Origin of the sequence: Rhizobium sp. BK313 (assembly GCF_014193655.1) — a bacterium.
In the GTDB taxonomy this organism is placed as follows: Bacteria; Pseudomonadota; Alphaproteobacteria; order Rhizobiales; family Rhizobiaceae; genus Rhizobium.
The window spans coordinates 1558893-1574360 of sequence record NZ_JACHZQ010000001.1; the positions used below are offsets into that span (position 1 = coordinate 1558893).

Consider the following 15468-nt stretch of genomic DNA (forward strand, 5'->3'; position numbering starts at 1 on the left):
TCCTTACGCCGCTTCGGCTGCAGCCGAGGACGAGCCGTAAAGCGCATCCTTGAAAGGCTGCGGTCCGACACGCCGATAGGCGTCGAGAAAGATTTCGGAGGAATCGAGGCGCAGGCCGAGATAGGTGTCGACAATCGTCTCGATCGCGTCGGTCACCTTGTCCGGCTCGAAGCCGCGGCCGATGATCTCACCGATCGACGTATGTTCATCGCCGGAGCCGCCAAGCGTGATCTGATAGAGCTCCGCGCCCTTCTTTTCGACACCCAGTAGGCCGATATGGCCGACATGGTGGTGGCCGCAGGCATTGATGCAGCCCGAAATCTTGATCTTCAGCTCACCGATCTCAGCCTGGCGCTCGGCCGAACCGAAGCGCCTGGAGATTTCCTGCGCAACCGGGATCGAACGGGCGTTGGCGAGAGCGCAATAGTCAAGCCCCGGACAGGCGATAATGTCGGTGATCAAGCCGGCGTTGGCAGTCTCCAGACCGGCGGCGACCAGGCCGCGATAGACGGCTTCGAGATCGGCGAGCGCCACATGCGGCAGGATCAGGTTCTGCTCGTGGCTGACGCGGATTTCGTCGAAAGCGTATTCTTCGGCGATATCGGCGACCACGTCCATCTGCGCATCCGAAGCATCGCCCGGAATACCGCCTATCGGCTTCAGCGAGATCGTCACCATGCCGTAATCAGGATTCTTGTGCGGCTGCACGTTCTGCTGCACCCAACGGGCAAAATCCGGATCGGCCTTCTTCCAGCGAGCGAGGTTTTCCCAGCCTTCGGCGCGCTCGGGCAGAGCCGGCGGTGCGAAATAGGTAGCGATCGCCTGAACGTCGGCTTCCGGTAGCTTCAGCTCTGTATCCCTGAGCTTCGCAAACTCGACCTCGACCTGGCGAGCCAATTCCTCGGCGCCGGTTTCGTGCACGAGGATCTTGATGCGGGCCTTGTACTTGTTATCGCGGCGGCCATGCAGATTGTACACGCGCATGACGGCGGTCGTGTAGGACAACAGGTCTTCTTCCGGCAGGAAGTCGCGGATCAGCTTGGCGACCATAGGCGTGCGGCCCTGCCCGCCGCCAACATAGACGGCAAAGCCGATCTCGCCCTTGTCGTTCTTCTTCAGATGCAGGCCGATATCATGCACCTGGATCGCGGCACGGTCGCGCTCGGCACCGGTGACAGCGATCTTGAACTTGCGCGGCAGGAACGAGAATTCCGGGTGGACAGACGACCATTGCCGCAGGATTTCCGCATAGGGACGCGGATCTGCGACTTCGTCGGCGGCGGCACCGGCAAAATGGTCCGCCGTGACGTTACGAATGCAATTGCCTGAAGTCTGGATGGCATGCATCTCGACAGAGGCGAGCTCGGCAAGCACGTCCGGCATGTCGGACAGCTTCGGCCAATTGAACTGCAGGTTCTGGCGGGTGGTGAAATGGCCGTAACCGCGGTCATAAGTGCGCGCGATATGCGCCAGCATGCGCATCTGGCGTGAGCTCAGCGTGCCATAAGGAATGGCGATGCGCAGCATGTAGGCATGGAGCTGCAGATAGACGCCGTTCATCAGACGCAGCGGCTTGAACGCATCTTCCGAGAGTTCACCCGAAAGGCGCCGCTGCACCTGATCGCGGAACTGCGCAACACGTTCCGCCACAAAGGCGTGATCAAATTCGTCGTAGCGATACATGATTTCCTCAGACTGCAATGAATTCCGGATCGGCCGCGGCGTAGCCCGGCGCGTATTCCATTGTGGGACCCTCGGCACGGATGCGCTCGCGCAGGCGCAGCGGCCAAAGCTTGCCGCCGGTTTCCTGAACCTCGATCAGGTTGACGTCAACAACCTTGTTGTCGGCGTAAGCTTGCTTGCCGATCGCCTCGAGCGCGGCCTCGGCTTCGGCATGACGGGCGACCAGCGCTTCTTGTAGAGAGGTCACCCATTCGCCATTCGCATTCAACCAAACGGCGACACCATCGGTCAGCCGGTTTGCGGTCAGAACCTTGTCGACCATGGATCAGCTCCTTGCAAATTCTTGAGCGGCGGTCTCCTGTCGGACCAGCGGCTCGGACTGTTCGAAATTGGCGCCAGCGACAGCATCGCCGATAATGACCATAACCGGACCGCGCAGCTCATCGCGATGCTCCAAGCCAGGCAGATCTTTCAATGTACCGTGCATCAGGCGGCGATCGCGGCGGCTTGCGTTCTCAATGACGGCAACGGTCGTTTCGGCTGGGAGCCCAGCACTCATCAGGCGGCCGGCAACGGAGGCTGCGACCGTGCGGCCCATATAGACCGCAATGGTCGCGCCGGATACCGCGAGGCTCGCCCAGTCCGGCAGGACATCGCCGGTTAGGTCGTGGCCGGTGGTGAAGACCAGCGATGAAGCGACGCCGCGCAGCGTCAGCGGCAACTCGAAATCGGCGGCAGCGGCAAAAGCCGAGGTGATGCCCGGAACGATCTCATAGGTAACGCCAGCGGCACGTAACGCAGCCATTTCCTCGCCTGCCCGGCCGTAGACCAGGGGATCGCCAGACTTCAGCCGCACGACGCGCTTGCCGTCGCGGCCAAGCTGCACCAGCAGATCGTTGATCTCTTCCTGCGATTTGGTGTGGCAGCCCTTGCGCTTGCCGACAGAAAGACGCTCGGCATCGCGGCGACCCATATCGACAATCGCCTGCGGCACGAGCGCATCATAGACGATGACATCGGCTTCCATCATCACGCGCTGAGCGCGCAACGTCAGAAGGTCTTCCGCGCCGGGACCGGCGCCGACCAGCCACACATGACCTTCGACTTTATGCATCGCGTGCAGCAAACTGTCGGCGGCACGTTCGGCCTGCGGCAAATGGCCAGCACTAACAGCGTCGGCGACAGGACCGGAAAAGAAGCGACGCCAGAAGACGCGGCGGGCAACGCCACGCGGGACGAGGCGATCGACGGACTTGCGATAGTTCGTCGCCAGCTCCGCGAGCTTTCCGAGCGAAGGCGACAGCAACTGGTCGATCTGCGCTCGGATCATCTGCGCCAGCACCGGGCCAGCGCCTTCAGTGCCGATGGCGACGGCGACGGGAGCACGGTTCACGAGCGCCGGCGTATAGAAATCGCAATAGTCCGGTTGATCGACAGCGTTCGCCGGAATTCTTTCGGCGCGGGCAGCGTCGACAATCGCACGGTCAGCGTCGGCATCGCCGGTCGCGGCGAATACCAGAACGGCGCCCTTGACCTGATCAGGCGAAAAGGCTGCACGCACGGTTTCAATACGGTTGGTGATCAGGAAGGAATGATAATCGGCTTCCGGCGTTTGCGCGTAGGCGACAATCTTCGCCTGCGTGTTCAGCAGCAAGCGCGTCTTCGCGAAAGCTTCATCACCATTGCCGAAGACGGCCGTCACCCTTCCTTCCACGCGAAAGAAGGCGGGAAACACCGAAAGCTGGTCAGTCTTGGGAGGCATTATCATTCCACTTCGAGATTGCCCGAATATCACCCCTGCGGCCAAGAGATTGAAGAAACAGAAATTCTAATGCTCCGCCTTGTCCGTATTCTTTTGCTCGACATCCCCCCGATTTGAGCAAAACTCACCAGACAGTCAGAATAGGATAAATAGAGGAAATCCATAGACTTTTAGAACTTCTCGCTATCTGAGATATTCCTATTGCCTGTGGCAAATGGAGTCCATACGTCATTTGCGCATTCCGCCGTGTCGGCAATGCCGTTAAGGTAGGAGAAAACGTTCCGGAGTATGCTGCTTGTCCGCCAACACCATCGCCGCCCGCCTCCTCGAGGTCATGGAAGATGACGTCCTGCCACGGACGCAAAGGGGCGTTGCCGCTGGAAACAAGGTATTCGGCGCAGCGATCCTGCGCAAATCGGACCTATCGCTGGTCATTGCCGAAACAAACAACGAGCTTGAAAATCCGCTCTGGCATGGCGAAGTGCATGCGCTAAAGCGTTTTTATGAACTCGGCGAAAAGCCGGCGACCAAGGATCTGATTTTCCTCTCCACCCACGAGCCCTGCACCATGTGCATGTCGGCCATCACCTGGGCTGGTTTCGACAATTACTACTATTTCTTCAGTCATGAGGATTCCCGCGACGCTTTCGCAATCCCCCATGACCTGAAGATCCTGAAAGAGGTGTTTGGATTGGAACCGGGCGGCTATCGCCGGCAGAACGCCTTCTGGAACAGTTTTGCGGTCGCCGATCTCATCGAAACCGAGGCGGACCCGCTGAAGACAGCACTCAGGGAACAGACGACGCGCATCAAGGCCGCCTATGCCGCGCTCTCCGACAGCTACCAGGCGTCCAAGAGCGAAAACGACATTCCGCTGAACTGACCAAGACAAGATTTATAGAGGCCCCGATGGAAGCATCGCGAGACATATCCCGCCTGATCGAGATCATGGCGGCATTGCGCAATCCGGAGACCGGTTGCCCCTGGGACATCGTCCAGACCTTCGAGACCATCAAGCCCTATACGATAGAGGAGGCTTATGAGGTTTCAGATGCGATCGAACGCAGGGATATGGACGACCTTTGCGAGGAGCTTGGTGATCTCCTGCTGCAGGTCGTTTTCCACGCCCGCATGGCCGAGGAAGCGGGCGAATTCTCCTTTGGCGACGTGGTGGAAGCCATCACCCGCAAGATGATCCGCCGGCATCCGCATGTCTTCGCCATCTCCGGCGCCGACACGCCAGACGCGGTGAAGGTACAATGGGAAGAGATCAAGGCGGATGAGAAGCGCGAGCGCACCGAGCGCCGGGCACGGCGAGGCATCTCCGAGGATTTCAAAATCGGTTTTCTCGGTTCGGTACAGCGCACATTCCCCGCTTTGACCGAGGCGCTGAAATTGCAGGAACGCGCCGCCAAAGTCGGCTTCGACTGGTCGGCGCCCGAGCCGATCCTCGACAAGATCGAGGAGGAGATCGATGAATTGCGGGTAGCGCTTGCGAGCGGCGACAAAGCCAAGGTCAGTGACGAGCTAGGTGACCTGATCTTCGCTGTCGTCAACATCGGCCGGCATGTAAAGGCAGATCCCGAGCAGGCGTTGCGCGGCACAAACACGAAATTCCGCCGTCGTTTCAATCACATCGAAACGACGCTCGCTGCCGAGGGGGAAACCCTAAACGGCGCTTCCCTGGAGCGGATGGAAGATATCTGGCAGGCAGCAAAGGCGATCGAGCGTCAGCTTGCTGAATAGGACGCCTATTCCCAATCCTCGCGTTGTGGCTTCGGGCCGTTGCCCATGCGGCGCTCCAGCTCCACTGCTTCCGTCTCGGTCAATCGCACATCAAGCGTGACCGTGCCGTCCCCATTGTCTTCGCGACCATCGACGATGGCGTGATTGTAGAGCCAGGGGAGCAACGCCAGCTTGTCGACCGGCAGCGTGATCGTCGCCTCGGTCAGGACACCGGAAAGCCGGCGGCTGATTTCGTTCATCAGGCGATCAACGCCCTCGCCGCTTTTTGCCGATACCGCGATGACGTTTTGGGCGGTCGATGCCTTCTGGACGATGGCGTCATGCGCCTCCGGCTCCAGTCGGTCGATCTTGTTCCAGACTTCGAGGATGCGCTCCGCTCCTTCCGCCTCACCGATGCCCAGATCGCCAAGGATTCGCATGACATCAGCACTCTGCACCTGATTGTCGTCATCAGAGAGATCACGCACATGCAGGATCAGGTCAGCTTCCAAGACCTCTTCCAACGTGGCACGGAATGCGGCCACGAGATGGGTCGGCAGGTCGGAGATGAAGCCGACGGTATCGGACAAGATCACGGTGCGGCCATGCGGCAGCTTCATACGCCGCAGCGTCGGATCGAGCGTCGCAAACAGCATGTCCTCGGCCAAGACGCCGGCGCCGGTGATCCGGTTGAACAGCGTCGATTTACCGGCGTTGGTATAGCCCACCAGCGCTACGATCGGATGCGGCACCTTCCTGCGCTTTGCGCGATGAAGCTGGCGAGTGCGCACCACCTGCTCCAGCTCACGCTCGAGCCGGATAATCCGCTCCTGCAGCAAGCGCCGGTCGGCTTCGATCTGGGTTTCACCGGGGCCGCCCATGAAACCCGCACCGCCGCGCTGGCGCTCAAGGTGGGTCCAGCTTCGGACCAGCCGGCCCTTCTGGTAATTCAGATGCGCAAGTTCGACCTGCAGCGTGCCTTCCTTGGTGGAGGCGCGGCGGCCGAAGATTTCGAGGATGAGGCCCGTCCGGTCGATAACCTTGGCGTTCCATTCTTTCTCGAGATTTCGCTGCTGTACCGGCGTGAGCGGATGATCGACGATCACCAGGCCGGCATTGAATTCATCGAGCAGTGCACGGATTTCCTCGATCTTGCCGGTGCCGAGCAACGTCGCCGGACGCGGATCGTTGATCGGTACGATCGAGCCGTTGACGACATCGAGGTCGATCGCCAAAGCGAGACCCTTGGCTTCTTCGAGCCGACTCTCTGGGGAACGTGAAGTTATTATCGCACCATCCGCCTGCGCGGAACGCGCTGCGCGCGCCTGCTTCAGGACGGGTACAACAACAACAGCATGCGTGTCATCCCGATGCCTTATCGCTTCCGGGATGATGGAATCATTTTTCGTATCGCGTGTCGTGATAGCGGCAAATCCTAGTTAGGATGCGACTTCTTCGCTCTCGAACATCTGCATCGGCTGGCCGGGCATGATCGTCGAGATCGCATGCTTGTAGACGAGCTGTGAATGGCCGTCTCGGCGCAGCAGGACGCAGAAATTGTCGAAGGACGTAACGACGCCCGTAAGCTTTACGCCATTAATCAAAAAGATTGTGAGTGAAATCTTTTGCTTGCGAACTGTATTGAGAAATAGATCCTGCAAGTTCTGAGAACGTTCCGCCATCGCGCCGCTTCTTTCTTTTTTGCCGGCGTAAGCCGGTGAAATATCAAGATATACTGAGACCCCGGACAGGAGATACCCTCATTCTCTCCTCCCCAGCGAACGTTGGTATCAAATCGCAGTCTTTTCCGCAACGTCGAAAAAGGCTTCACGAATTTTCTGCGAAACGCTTCCCGGATAGCCGTTGGCGATCGACTCGCCATCGATGGCAACCACAGGAAAACAAATGCTTGTGGCTGCCGTGATGAATACTTCGCGCGCCGCCATCATCTCCTCGACGGAGAAGAAACGCTCGACAACGGTGACATCCAGTTTCGCGGCGACATCCATCAGCGTCGTGCGCGTGATGCCGCGCAGAATGCCGTGCTCGGCCGGACGCGTGACCAGGTTGCCGTCGGAATCGACAATCCAGACGTTCGTTGCCGCACCCTCCTTCACCATGCCGTTATGGTCGATATAGATCGCTTCCTGTGCGCCGGCTTCCTTGGCCTGCTGGCGAGCCAGTGCGTTCGACAGAAGTCCGACCGACTTGATGTCGACCCGATCCCAGCGATTGTCGCGCACGGTAATCGCCTTGATGCCACTGGCATTTTTCTTTGCGATCACAGACGCATCGGTGCTCTTGGCGGTGACGACGATCGAGGATGGCGTGCCCTCTGCCGGGAAGACATGATCGCGCCGGGCAACGCCGCGGGTCACCTGTAGATAGAACAGGCCGTTGCGGACATGATTGCGCCGCAGGGTCTCGCGAATCACATGAATCAGCGCAGCGCGGCTCATCGGCCAGGCAATGCGGAGTTCTCCGAGCGAGCGGTTGAGACGGTCGAGATGGCGAGTCAGATCAACGATCAAGCCGTGACGGACTTCGCAAACTTCGTAGACGCCGTCGGCAAATTGATAACCGCGATCCTCGACATGAACCATTGCGTCGCTGTGCTTGACGTAACGACCATTCACATAAGCTATTCTCGGCATGGCGGACCCTGATCAGAATTTCATAAGAATACGAGAGAGGTGCGTGGCAGACCGTAGCTGCCGAGCAAGTGACTTCAGACGCCGAGTGACTTCAGCTTGCGGTGCAGCGCCGAGCGCTCCATGCCGACGAACTCGGCAGTGCGCGAAATATTGCCGCCGAAGCGGTTGATCTGCGCGATGAGATAGTCGCGCTCGAACATTTCGCGGGCTTCGCGCAATGGCAATGTCATGATGTGATAGTCGTTCTTGGCGGAGACCTTCGGCAACATATCGCCCAAGTCGGTCGGCAGCATCTCCGCCGTGATCGGCGTATCCGGACCATCGGTGCGCGCCAGGATCATCAGGCGTTCGATATTGTTGCGAAGCTGGCGAATATTGCCCGGCCAATCATGCGCCTGCAGCACCGCCATGGCGTCGTCGCCGATCCGGCGCGAGCGGATGCCCGCCTGTTCGGAAATCTGCCGCATCAGTTGGTCGACGAGAAATGGAATATCCTCGCGCCGCTCGGCCAGCGCCGGCACGCGCACAGGCACTACGGCAAGGCGGTGGTAGAGATCTTCTCGGAACAGGCTTTCGGCGATCCGGCTTTCCAGATTGTAGGCCGTGGACGATATGATGCGCACATCGACTTTCACTCGCTTCGAGCCGCCGACGCGCTCGAACTGCTGATCGACCAGCACGCGCAGGATCTTGTTCTGCGTCTCGCGCGGCATCTCACCGACCTCATCGAGATAGAGGATGCCGCGATGCGCCTCCTCCAGCGCGCCGATCTTGCGCGGCTGACCTGGCGCGCCCTCGGTGCCGAACAGAGCGATTTCCATCCGTTCGGGCGTGATCGTCGCAGCATTCAACGCAACGAAAGGACCATTGGCGCGTGCCGACTTCTTGTGGATCATTCGGGCCACGAGCTCCTTGCCGGAACCAGACGGGCCGAAGATCATCACGCGGCTATTGGTCGGGGAAACTTTGTCGATGGTCTGGCGAAGCTGCGAGACCGCAACCGACGTGCCGATCAGCTCGACAGCATCGCCCGTACGGCGTTTCAGCTCCGAAACTTCGCGCTTCAGCTTGGAATTCTCCAGCGCGCGCTCGGCGATCAAGATTAGCCGGTCGGCCTTGAAAGGTTTCTCGATGAAATCGAAGGCGCCTCGCTTGATGGCAGAGACAGCGGTTTCGATATTGCCGTGACCGGAGATCATCACCACAGGCAGTTCCGGGTGGCGCGCCTTGATCTCATCCAGCAATGATAGACCGTCGAGCTTGCTGCCCTGCATCCAGATGTCGAGGAAGATTAACCGCGGCGCTCGATCGGAGATCGCTGCCAAAGCGCTGTCGCTATCAAATGCGGTTCGAGTTTCATGCCCCTCATCCGAAAGAATCCCCGAAACGATTTCGCGAATGTCTTCCTCGTCATCCACCACGAGAATATCAGATGCCATAAACGCTTTCCTTGTCACTTGCTGTCTGGGCGACGGCGGCCTGCTCACGGCGCGGCAAATGCACGCGGATCATGGCACCCCTGCCCTGGTCGAAATCGGCGGGAGCATCATGCAGCTCGAGCTGCCCGCCATGGTCTTCAATGATCTTCTTGACAATCGCGAGCCCAAGACCGGTGCCCTTCTCGCGCATCGTCATGTAAGGTTCGAGAATGCTGTGCCGGTTCTCGACCGGCAGGCCGCGTCCGTTGTCGATGACATCGACGGTAAAGCGGTCGCGTTCGGCATCGAGGAACGAGCGCACCAGAATTTTGGGCTCCTCACGGCTCTCGCCGCTTGGCACGGCCTCGATCGCCTCGACAGCATTCTTGATGAGATTGCCGAAGGCCTGGCCGAGCATGCGCGTGTCAAACATGCCTTCCAGCCGTTCGTCGCCGAGCTCGCGCTCGAACTTGACATGATTATTGCCCATTTCGCGCAGGAACACCGCGTCACGCAGGATATCGCGCAGGTCGCTTGGTTCCATTGTCGGCTTCGGCATGCGGGCGAAGGACGAGAATTCATCGACCATGCGGCCGATATCACCGACTTGGCGGATGATCGTGTCGGTGCATTGATCGAAGACGGGGCGATCGACTTCGGCGATATTCTTGCCGAAGCGGCGGCGGATGCGCTCGGCGGAAAGCTGGATGGGCGTCAGCGGGTTCTTGATCTCATGCGCAATGCGGCGAGCGACGTCGGCCCAGGCGGTCGAGCGCTGAGCGATGACCAGATCAGTGATATCGTCGAGCGTGATGACGTAGGATTCGTTCGAGTCGCGCGATTCTTCACGCGTCACCTGAACGCTCAGCGTGCGCACCGTTCCACCACGCACCAGACTGATCTGCTTGCGGAAATCGCTCCGATGCCGCGTCGTGGCTTCGGTAACGACCTGATCGACCTCGGGCGCGATCTCAGCCAGGTTCATGCCGACAAGCTCGTCGCTCTTCAGGGACAGCAGCTCTTCGGCAGATGTGTTGGCGATGGTTATCCGTCGGTCGTGTTCGACCCCGATCACGGCTGCGGTCACACCGGACAGCACCGCCTCGATGAACCGGCGGCGATCATCAACCTCGTCCTTGGCTTCGAGAATCTCGTCGCGCTGTGTGCGTATCTCCGAGATCATCTTGTTGAAGGTGCGTGACAGGCTGCCAACGTCACCATCAGCCGCGCGCACCGGCACCAGCACATTCATGTTGCCGGACGCGACATTGTCAGCGGCGCTGATCAAAAGCCGGATCGGCCGAACGATGCGATCGGCAACCGCTATCGCGGTCCAGATTGCTGCCAGAAGCACGATCAGCGCAAAACCGATGTAAAGCACGGCAAAGGCAATCTGCAGGGACATGCGCCCCTCTTCCATCGCCTTGTATTCAGCTGTGTTGTCCTCGACCATGCGCATGGCGTTCATGACGCGCGGATCGACGGCCCGCACCGTATAGAGGAAGGCGCCCGGAATCTCGTCGAGTTTGATGACCGCGCCCACAAGATTGGTCACACCCGGCGGTATGAGCGTCGGCTGACCGTCGGCTGACGCGTCGAGCGCGTCCTTCGGTATTGCCGGCAGCGGGCGCTCGGTCTTGATGTCTGCCTGAACAATCGCGGTGCCGTCACGACGCACCAGGAAAGCGCCAAGCAAACCGCGGCCCTTGGCCTGCCGGGTCATCAGATCGGCGAACCCGGTGCGGTCGAGACTGTAAAGCGTGCGGTTGCGCTCCAGGTCGTTCGCCATGGAAACGGTCTGGCCCTGCAGATAGCTGGCGTTTTCCATCAGATAGGCTTGTGCGACATTCTGCGAGGAGCTGATGATCTGCTGCGTGCGCAGCGCAAACCAACGATCAAGGCCGACATTCAGCGTCAAACTGGCGACGATGGCCACGAGGATCGCGGGCGTTATCGCGACGATGGAAAAGAGGACGACGATGCGGATATGCAGGCGCGCCGCAGCGCGGCCACGGCTCCGCGCTTTCACAAGGCGCGCAACTTCACGCGCAATAAGGGCAATCAGCCCCAGAACGAACAGGCCGTTGATCACGACCGAGGTGAAGACGACGGAGGATGTGGGGGCAATCGGCGTCAGCCCCAGAAGCACCAGAAGCGTTGCAATCGCGCACAACAGCGCGCCGCCGGCCAAGATCAGGCCAGGAAGGGCGAAGGATGCACGACGGTCCGTCACCTTGACGACCGCCTCGTCGCTCGCTGCCGGCGACACCGCGTCCTGCTTCATTCCCACTATCTCCGGGCGCAGGCGACGGTCTGCGCCCTGGCCAAATTGCATCAGCACTGTTTTGGCGGCGGCACGAGTGACAGGCAAGGGCTGGAACCTTCATGCGGTTTCGCACCAGTTCGAAACCTCTGTTTCAAATCATTTAAGCAATGAGTTGAAACTTTTGAACAATTTCCCCTTGCGCAGTAACATACTCGACGAATCGCTACCGCAAAAACCGTGAACCGGCTGCGTGACCTTTAAGCAACGCATTGTGGCGAAAATGCAACGCATCTGATCACATTGTCAAGCCGTGCGGGAGCTTCGATAGACGGAAACACCCAGTTCTCTGATCTTTTTACGCAATGTATTGCGGTTGAGGCCAAGCAGATCGGCGGCTTTGATCTGATTGCCGCGGGTCGCGGTCAGCGCGGCAAGGATCAGCGGATATTCCATTTCGGTGAGAACGCGATCATAGAGGCCCGGCGGCGGCAGATTGTCGCCGAAACCAGCGAAATAGGTGCGCATGTTCTCCTCGACCGCCTGAGCGATGGTCATGCTGCCGGTGCGGACCGGGCCTTTTTCAATCGGACTGTCGGGCACATCCGCGCGCAGCTCCGAATCGATGATCTCGCGGGTGATGACGTCCTGCGGATAGAGCGCCATCAGACGGCGGATGAGGTTTTCCAGCTCGCGCACGTTGCCCGGCCAAGGATAGGCCTTCATCAGTTCCAGCGCTTCCTGGTCGAACCGCTTCGAACCGAGCCCTTCCTTTTCCGCCTGCTGCACGAAATGGCGGACGAGATCAGGAATATCCTCGGCGCGGTCACGCAAAGGCGGCAGGCGCAGCGGCACGACGTTGAGGCGATAATAGAGATCCTCGCGGAAGAGGCCCTGGTTGATCGCCTGCTTCAGATCCTTGTTGGTGGCAGCAACGATACGGACGTCGGTGCGGATCGGCGTGCGGCCGCCGACGGTCGTATATTCGCCCTGTTGCAGGACGCGCAGAAGACGCGTCTGGGCATCCATCGGCATGTCGCCGATTTCGTCGAGAAAAAGCGTGCCCCCCTCGGCCTGCTCGAAACGGCCGGTCGAACGCGTCTGCGCACCGGTGAAAGCGCCCTTCTCGTGGCCGAACAATTCGGACTCGATCAGGTCGCGCGGAATGGCGGCCATATTTATGGCAACGAAAGGACCATTGCGGCGCTTGCCGTAGTCATGCAGCGCGCGGGCCACCAGTTCCTTGCCGGTGCCGGACTCGCCGGTGATCATCAACGTCAGGTCGGTCTGCATCAGGCGCGCCAGGACGCGGTAGATTTCCTGCATGGCGGCAGAGCGGCCGACCAGCGGCATGCCATCCTGCATGTCGTCATCAAGCTTGGCAGGCTTGCGCTTCGGCTCGGACAAGGCGCGACCGATGATGGCGATCAGTTCCGTCAGGTCGAATGGCTTCGGCAGATAGTCATAGGCACCCTTTTCCGAGGCCTTGATTGCCGTCATGAAAGTATTCTGCGCACTCATGACCAGAACCGGCAGCTCCGGTCTTGCTTTCTTGATGCGAGGCAGCAGGTCGAAGGCGTTTTCGTCAGGCATGACGACGTCGGTTACAACGAGGTCGCCTTCGCCGGCGGAAACCCAACGCCAGAGCGTGGCGGCGTTGGATGTGATGCGCACATCGTAACCCGCGCGGCTCAAAGCCTGATTGAGCACGGTACGGATAGCCGCATCGTCGTCGGCGACAAGGATCGTAGCTGTCATCGAGTAGTCCCTGTAGAGTTCGGAAGAGGAGCGTCTTCAAGTGTGATGCCTTTGGAGGCCGGCATCAGAACGCGGAAAGTGGTGCGATGGTTCTGGCTGTCGCATTCGACGATGCCGCCATGGTCACCGATGATCTTGGCGACCAACGCCAGGCCGAGGCCGGTGCCGTTCGTCTTCGTGGTGATGAACGGATCGAAGAGATGCGGCACGAGGTCGGCGGGCACACCCGGACCGTTATCGATCACGCAGAATTCCAGTGGCAAGGAGATCTTCTCGCGCGTGCCGGCGACTGAAAGACGGATACCTGGGCGATAGGCCGTCGTCAGCATGATCTCGCCCTCCGGCCGGTCGCCAATCGCTTCGGCAGCGTTCTTCACCAAATTGAGGAAGACCTGCACGAGCTGGTCTCTGTTGGCGTAGACCGCTGGCAACGACGGGTCATAATTCTCGGTGACCTTGATATTGCGGGCAAAACCAGCCTTGGCGACCGCCTTCACATGATCGAGGACGGAATGGATGTTGACTGGCACGCGGTCGATTGGACGCTCGTCGGAAAAGACCTCCATGCGATCGACCAGCGAGACGATACGATCGGTCTCGTCGCAGATGAGGCGCGTCAGCCCGCGATCGTCATCCTCAACCGATTGTTCAAGCAATTGGGCCGCACCGCGGATACCGGAGAGCGGATTCTTGATCTCATGCGCCAGCATTGACGCAAGGCCGGTTACCGAGCGGGCGGCGGCACGATGCGTCAATTGCCGGTCGATCTTGTCGGCCATGGACCGTTCCTGGAAGACGATCACCACGGAGCCGGGCTCGCTCGAAACAGGAGCGACGTAGATATCCACCAACTTGTCCTGGCCGAGACGCGGCGAACTGAGATCGACGCGGTATTCGTTGACCGGGGCGCGGCGTTCGCGCACCTGGTCGATCAGCGCCAGCAATGGGCTGCCGAAGGGAATGAAGGTGGAAATCTCATAGCGCGACAGATGCGAGGCGCTGGCGCCGAAGAAGGCCTCGGCCTCCCAATTGGCGAAGGCGATCAGCCCGGCCTCGTTGACCATGACGACCGGATTTTGGATCGCGTTGAGAACCGCCATGGCCACGGCGCCACCCGTATGCTCCGCACCCCCGGAATTGGATTTCGAGCTCATGCGGCCTCCTGGAGGCTTCGAGCGAGATCGGACCCGGTCTGCAGCGCCGCATGGAATAACGCGGCCACCTCGCGGCTATCTTTCGAAGTCATGATTCCTGCCTTTTCAGCGCCGGCGATGGTGGGAGCGTAACGGTCCAGATACCAGCCGAGATGTTTGCGGGCGTGGCGAATGCCAACGGCTTCGCCGTAGAACGCCAGCATCATCCGATAATGCTCCAGGGCGATATTGGCGATCTCGCTGCGGTCCGGTTCGCGGTGGCCGGCGAGCACACCGGCATGCCACGGCCGCCCCTGACAGCCGCGACCGACCATGATGGCATCGGCGCCGGAGCAGCGGAGTATCTCCTGTGCGTCCTCCTGCGTGTCGACATCGCCATTGGCGACCAGCGGAATGGAGACGGCATCACGCACGGCGCGGATAGCATTCCAGTCCGCCCTGCCCTCGTAGAACTGCATGCGTGTACGGCCGTGGATGGTCACAAGCTGGATCCCGGCTTCCTCGGCTCGGCGGGCGATGTGCGGCGCGTTGATGGAATTTTCGTCCCAGCCCAGCCGCATCTTCAGCGTCACGGGAATGTCGACCGCCTTAACCGTCGCCTCGATCAGCCTCAATGCATGATCCGGATCGCGCATCAGCGCAGAACCGGAATAGCCGCCGATGACTTTCTTGGCCGGGCAGCCCATGTTGATGTCGATGATGTCGGCGCCATTATCGGCGGCAATCTTCGCCGCCTCGGCCATCCAATGCGCCTCGCGGCCCGCCAGTTGCACCATATGCGGCTTTAGCCCAGCACTTCTCAGCCGCGCCCAGGATTCCGCCGTGTCCTGCACCAATTCGCGGCTGGCGACCATTTCGGTCACAACCAGGCCAGCACCATAGCGCAGGGCAAGCTGCCGGAAAGGCAAATCGGTCACGCCCGACATCGGCGCGAGGATCACGCGATTGCGGACGGGCACGGGGCCGATGGAAAATGGGGCTGCAAGCTCAGACGGAAGCAAATGATTATCTTTCAGGCACACCATATATCTGCACTATTTTTAGACAGTCT

At 60.0% G+C, this 15468-nt stretch carries 13 protein-coding genes; 2 read left to right on the forward strand and 11 right to left on the reverse strand.

Annotated elements, in window-relative coordinates; translation table 11 throughout:
• Positions 1-3: 3 nt before the first annotated feature.
• The 3 genes from FHT86_RS07380 to cysG are packed head-to-tail and all read right to left on the reverse strand — an operon-like array spanning position 4 to position 3451.
• Positions 4-1683, reverse strand: a complete 1680-nt coding sequence (locus tag FHT86_RS07380) for a nitrite/sulfite reductase (protein ID WP_133706205.1) — start codon at positions 1681-1683, stop codon at positions 4-6.
• A 7-nt stretch (positions 1684-1690) separates the two neighbouring features.
• Positions 1691-2005, reverse strand: coding sequence for a DUF2849 domain-containing protein (locus tag FHT86_RS07385; protein ID WP_133706206.1), 315 nt, complete (start codon positions 2003-2005; stop codon positions 1691-1693).
• A 3-nt stretch (positions 2006-2008) separates the two neighbouring features.
• On the reverse strand, positions 2009-3451 hold the full coding sequence (gene cysG, locus FHT86_RS07390) for a siroheme synthase CysG (RefSeq protein ID WP_183868552.1): 1443 nt from the start codon (positions 3449-3451) through the stop codon (positions 2009-2011).
• 289 nt (positions 3452-3740) lie between these two features.
• Here cysG and FHT86_RS07395 point away from each other — a divergent pair, with 289 nt between their 5' ends.
• Positions 3741-4328, forward strand: coding sequence for a nucleoside deaminase (locus tag FHT86_RS07395; protein WP_133706208.1), 588 nt, complete (start codon positions 3741-3743; stop codon positions 4326-4328).
• A 26-nt stretch (positions 4329-4354) separates the two neighbouring features.
• Positions 4355-5191: a nucleoside triphosphate pyrophosphohydrolase gene (mazG, locus tag FHT86_RS07400; protein ID WP_133706209.1), complete on the forward strand. Its 837-nt coding sequence runs from the start codon at positions 4355-4357 to the stop codon at positions 5189-5191.
• Between the two features lie 5 nt (positions 5192-5196).
• Here mazG and hflX read toward each other — a convergent pair whose 3' ends face one another.
• The 8 genes from hflX to dusB form a co-directional block, all read right to left on the reverse strand.
• A complete protein-coding gene (gene hflX / locus FHT86_RS07405) occupies positions 5197-6549 on the reverse strand; it encodes a GTPase HflX (RefSeq protein WP_166656797.1) in 1353 nt (450 codons plus the stop codon).
• A 60-nt stretch (positions 6550-6609) separates the two neighbouring features.
• Positions 6610-6852, reverse strand: coding sequence for an RNA chaperone Hfq (gene hfq / locus FHT86_RS07410; protein ID WP_007693481.1), 243 nt, complete (start codon positions 6850-6852; stop codon positions 6610-6612).
• Positions 6853-6960: 108 nt separating this feature from the next.
• Positions 6961-7824, reverse strand: a complete 864-nt coding sequence (locus tag FHT86_RS07415; RefSeq protein WP_133706211.1) for a D-amino-acid transaminase — start codon at positions 7822-7824, stop codon at positions 6961-6963.
• A gap of 74 nt (positions 7825-7898) precedes the next feature.
• Positions 7899-9263 carry a sigma-54 dependent transcriptional regulator gene (locus FHT86_RS07420; RefSeq protein ID WP_133706212.1) on the reverse strand — a complete coding sequence of 455 codons (1365 nt, stop codon included), beginning with the start codon at positions 9261-9263 and terminating at the stop codon, positions 7899-7901.
• A complete protein-coding gene (locus tag FHT86_RS07425; RefSeq protein WP_133706213.1) occupies positions 9253-11526 on the reverse strand; it encodes a sensor histidine kinase NtrY-like in 2274 nt (757 codons plus the stop codon). The genes FHT86_RS07420 and FHT86_RS07425 overlap by 11 nt, the downstream gene beginning before the upstream one ends.
• 285 nt (positions 11527-11811) lie before the next feature.
• Complete coding sequence (ntrC, locus tag FHT86_RS07430) at positions 11812-13263, reverse strand: nitrogen regulation protein NR(I) (RefSeq protein WP_133706214.1); 1452 nt, start codon at positions 13261-13263, stop codon at positions 11812-11814.
• Positions 13260-14417, reverse strand: a complete 1158-nt coding sequence (locus tag FHT86_RS07435; protein ID WP_133706215.1) for a two-component system sensor histidine kinase NtrB — start codon at positions 14415-14417, stop codon at positions 13260-13262. Before FHT86_RS07435 ends, ntrC begins: the two co-directional genes overlap by 4 nt.
• Positions 14414-15442, reverse strand: coding sequence for a tRNA dihydrouridine synthase DusB (gene dusB / locus FHT86_RS07440; protein WP_133706216.1), 1029 nt, complete (start codon positions 15440-15442; stop codon positions 14414-14416). Before dusB ends, FHT86_RS07435 begins: the two co-directional genes overlap by 4 nt.
• Positions 15443-15468: the final 26 nt, after the last annotated feature.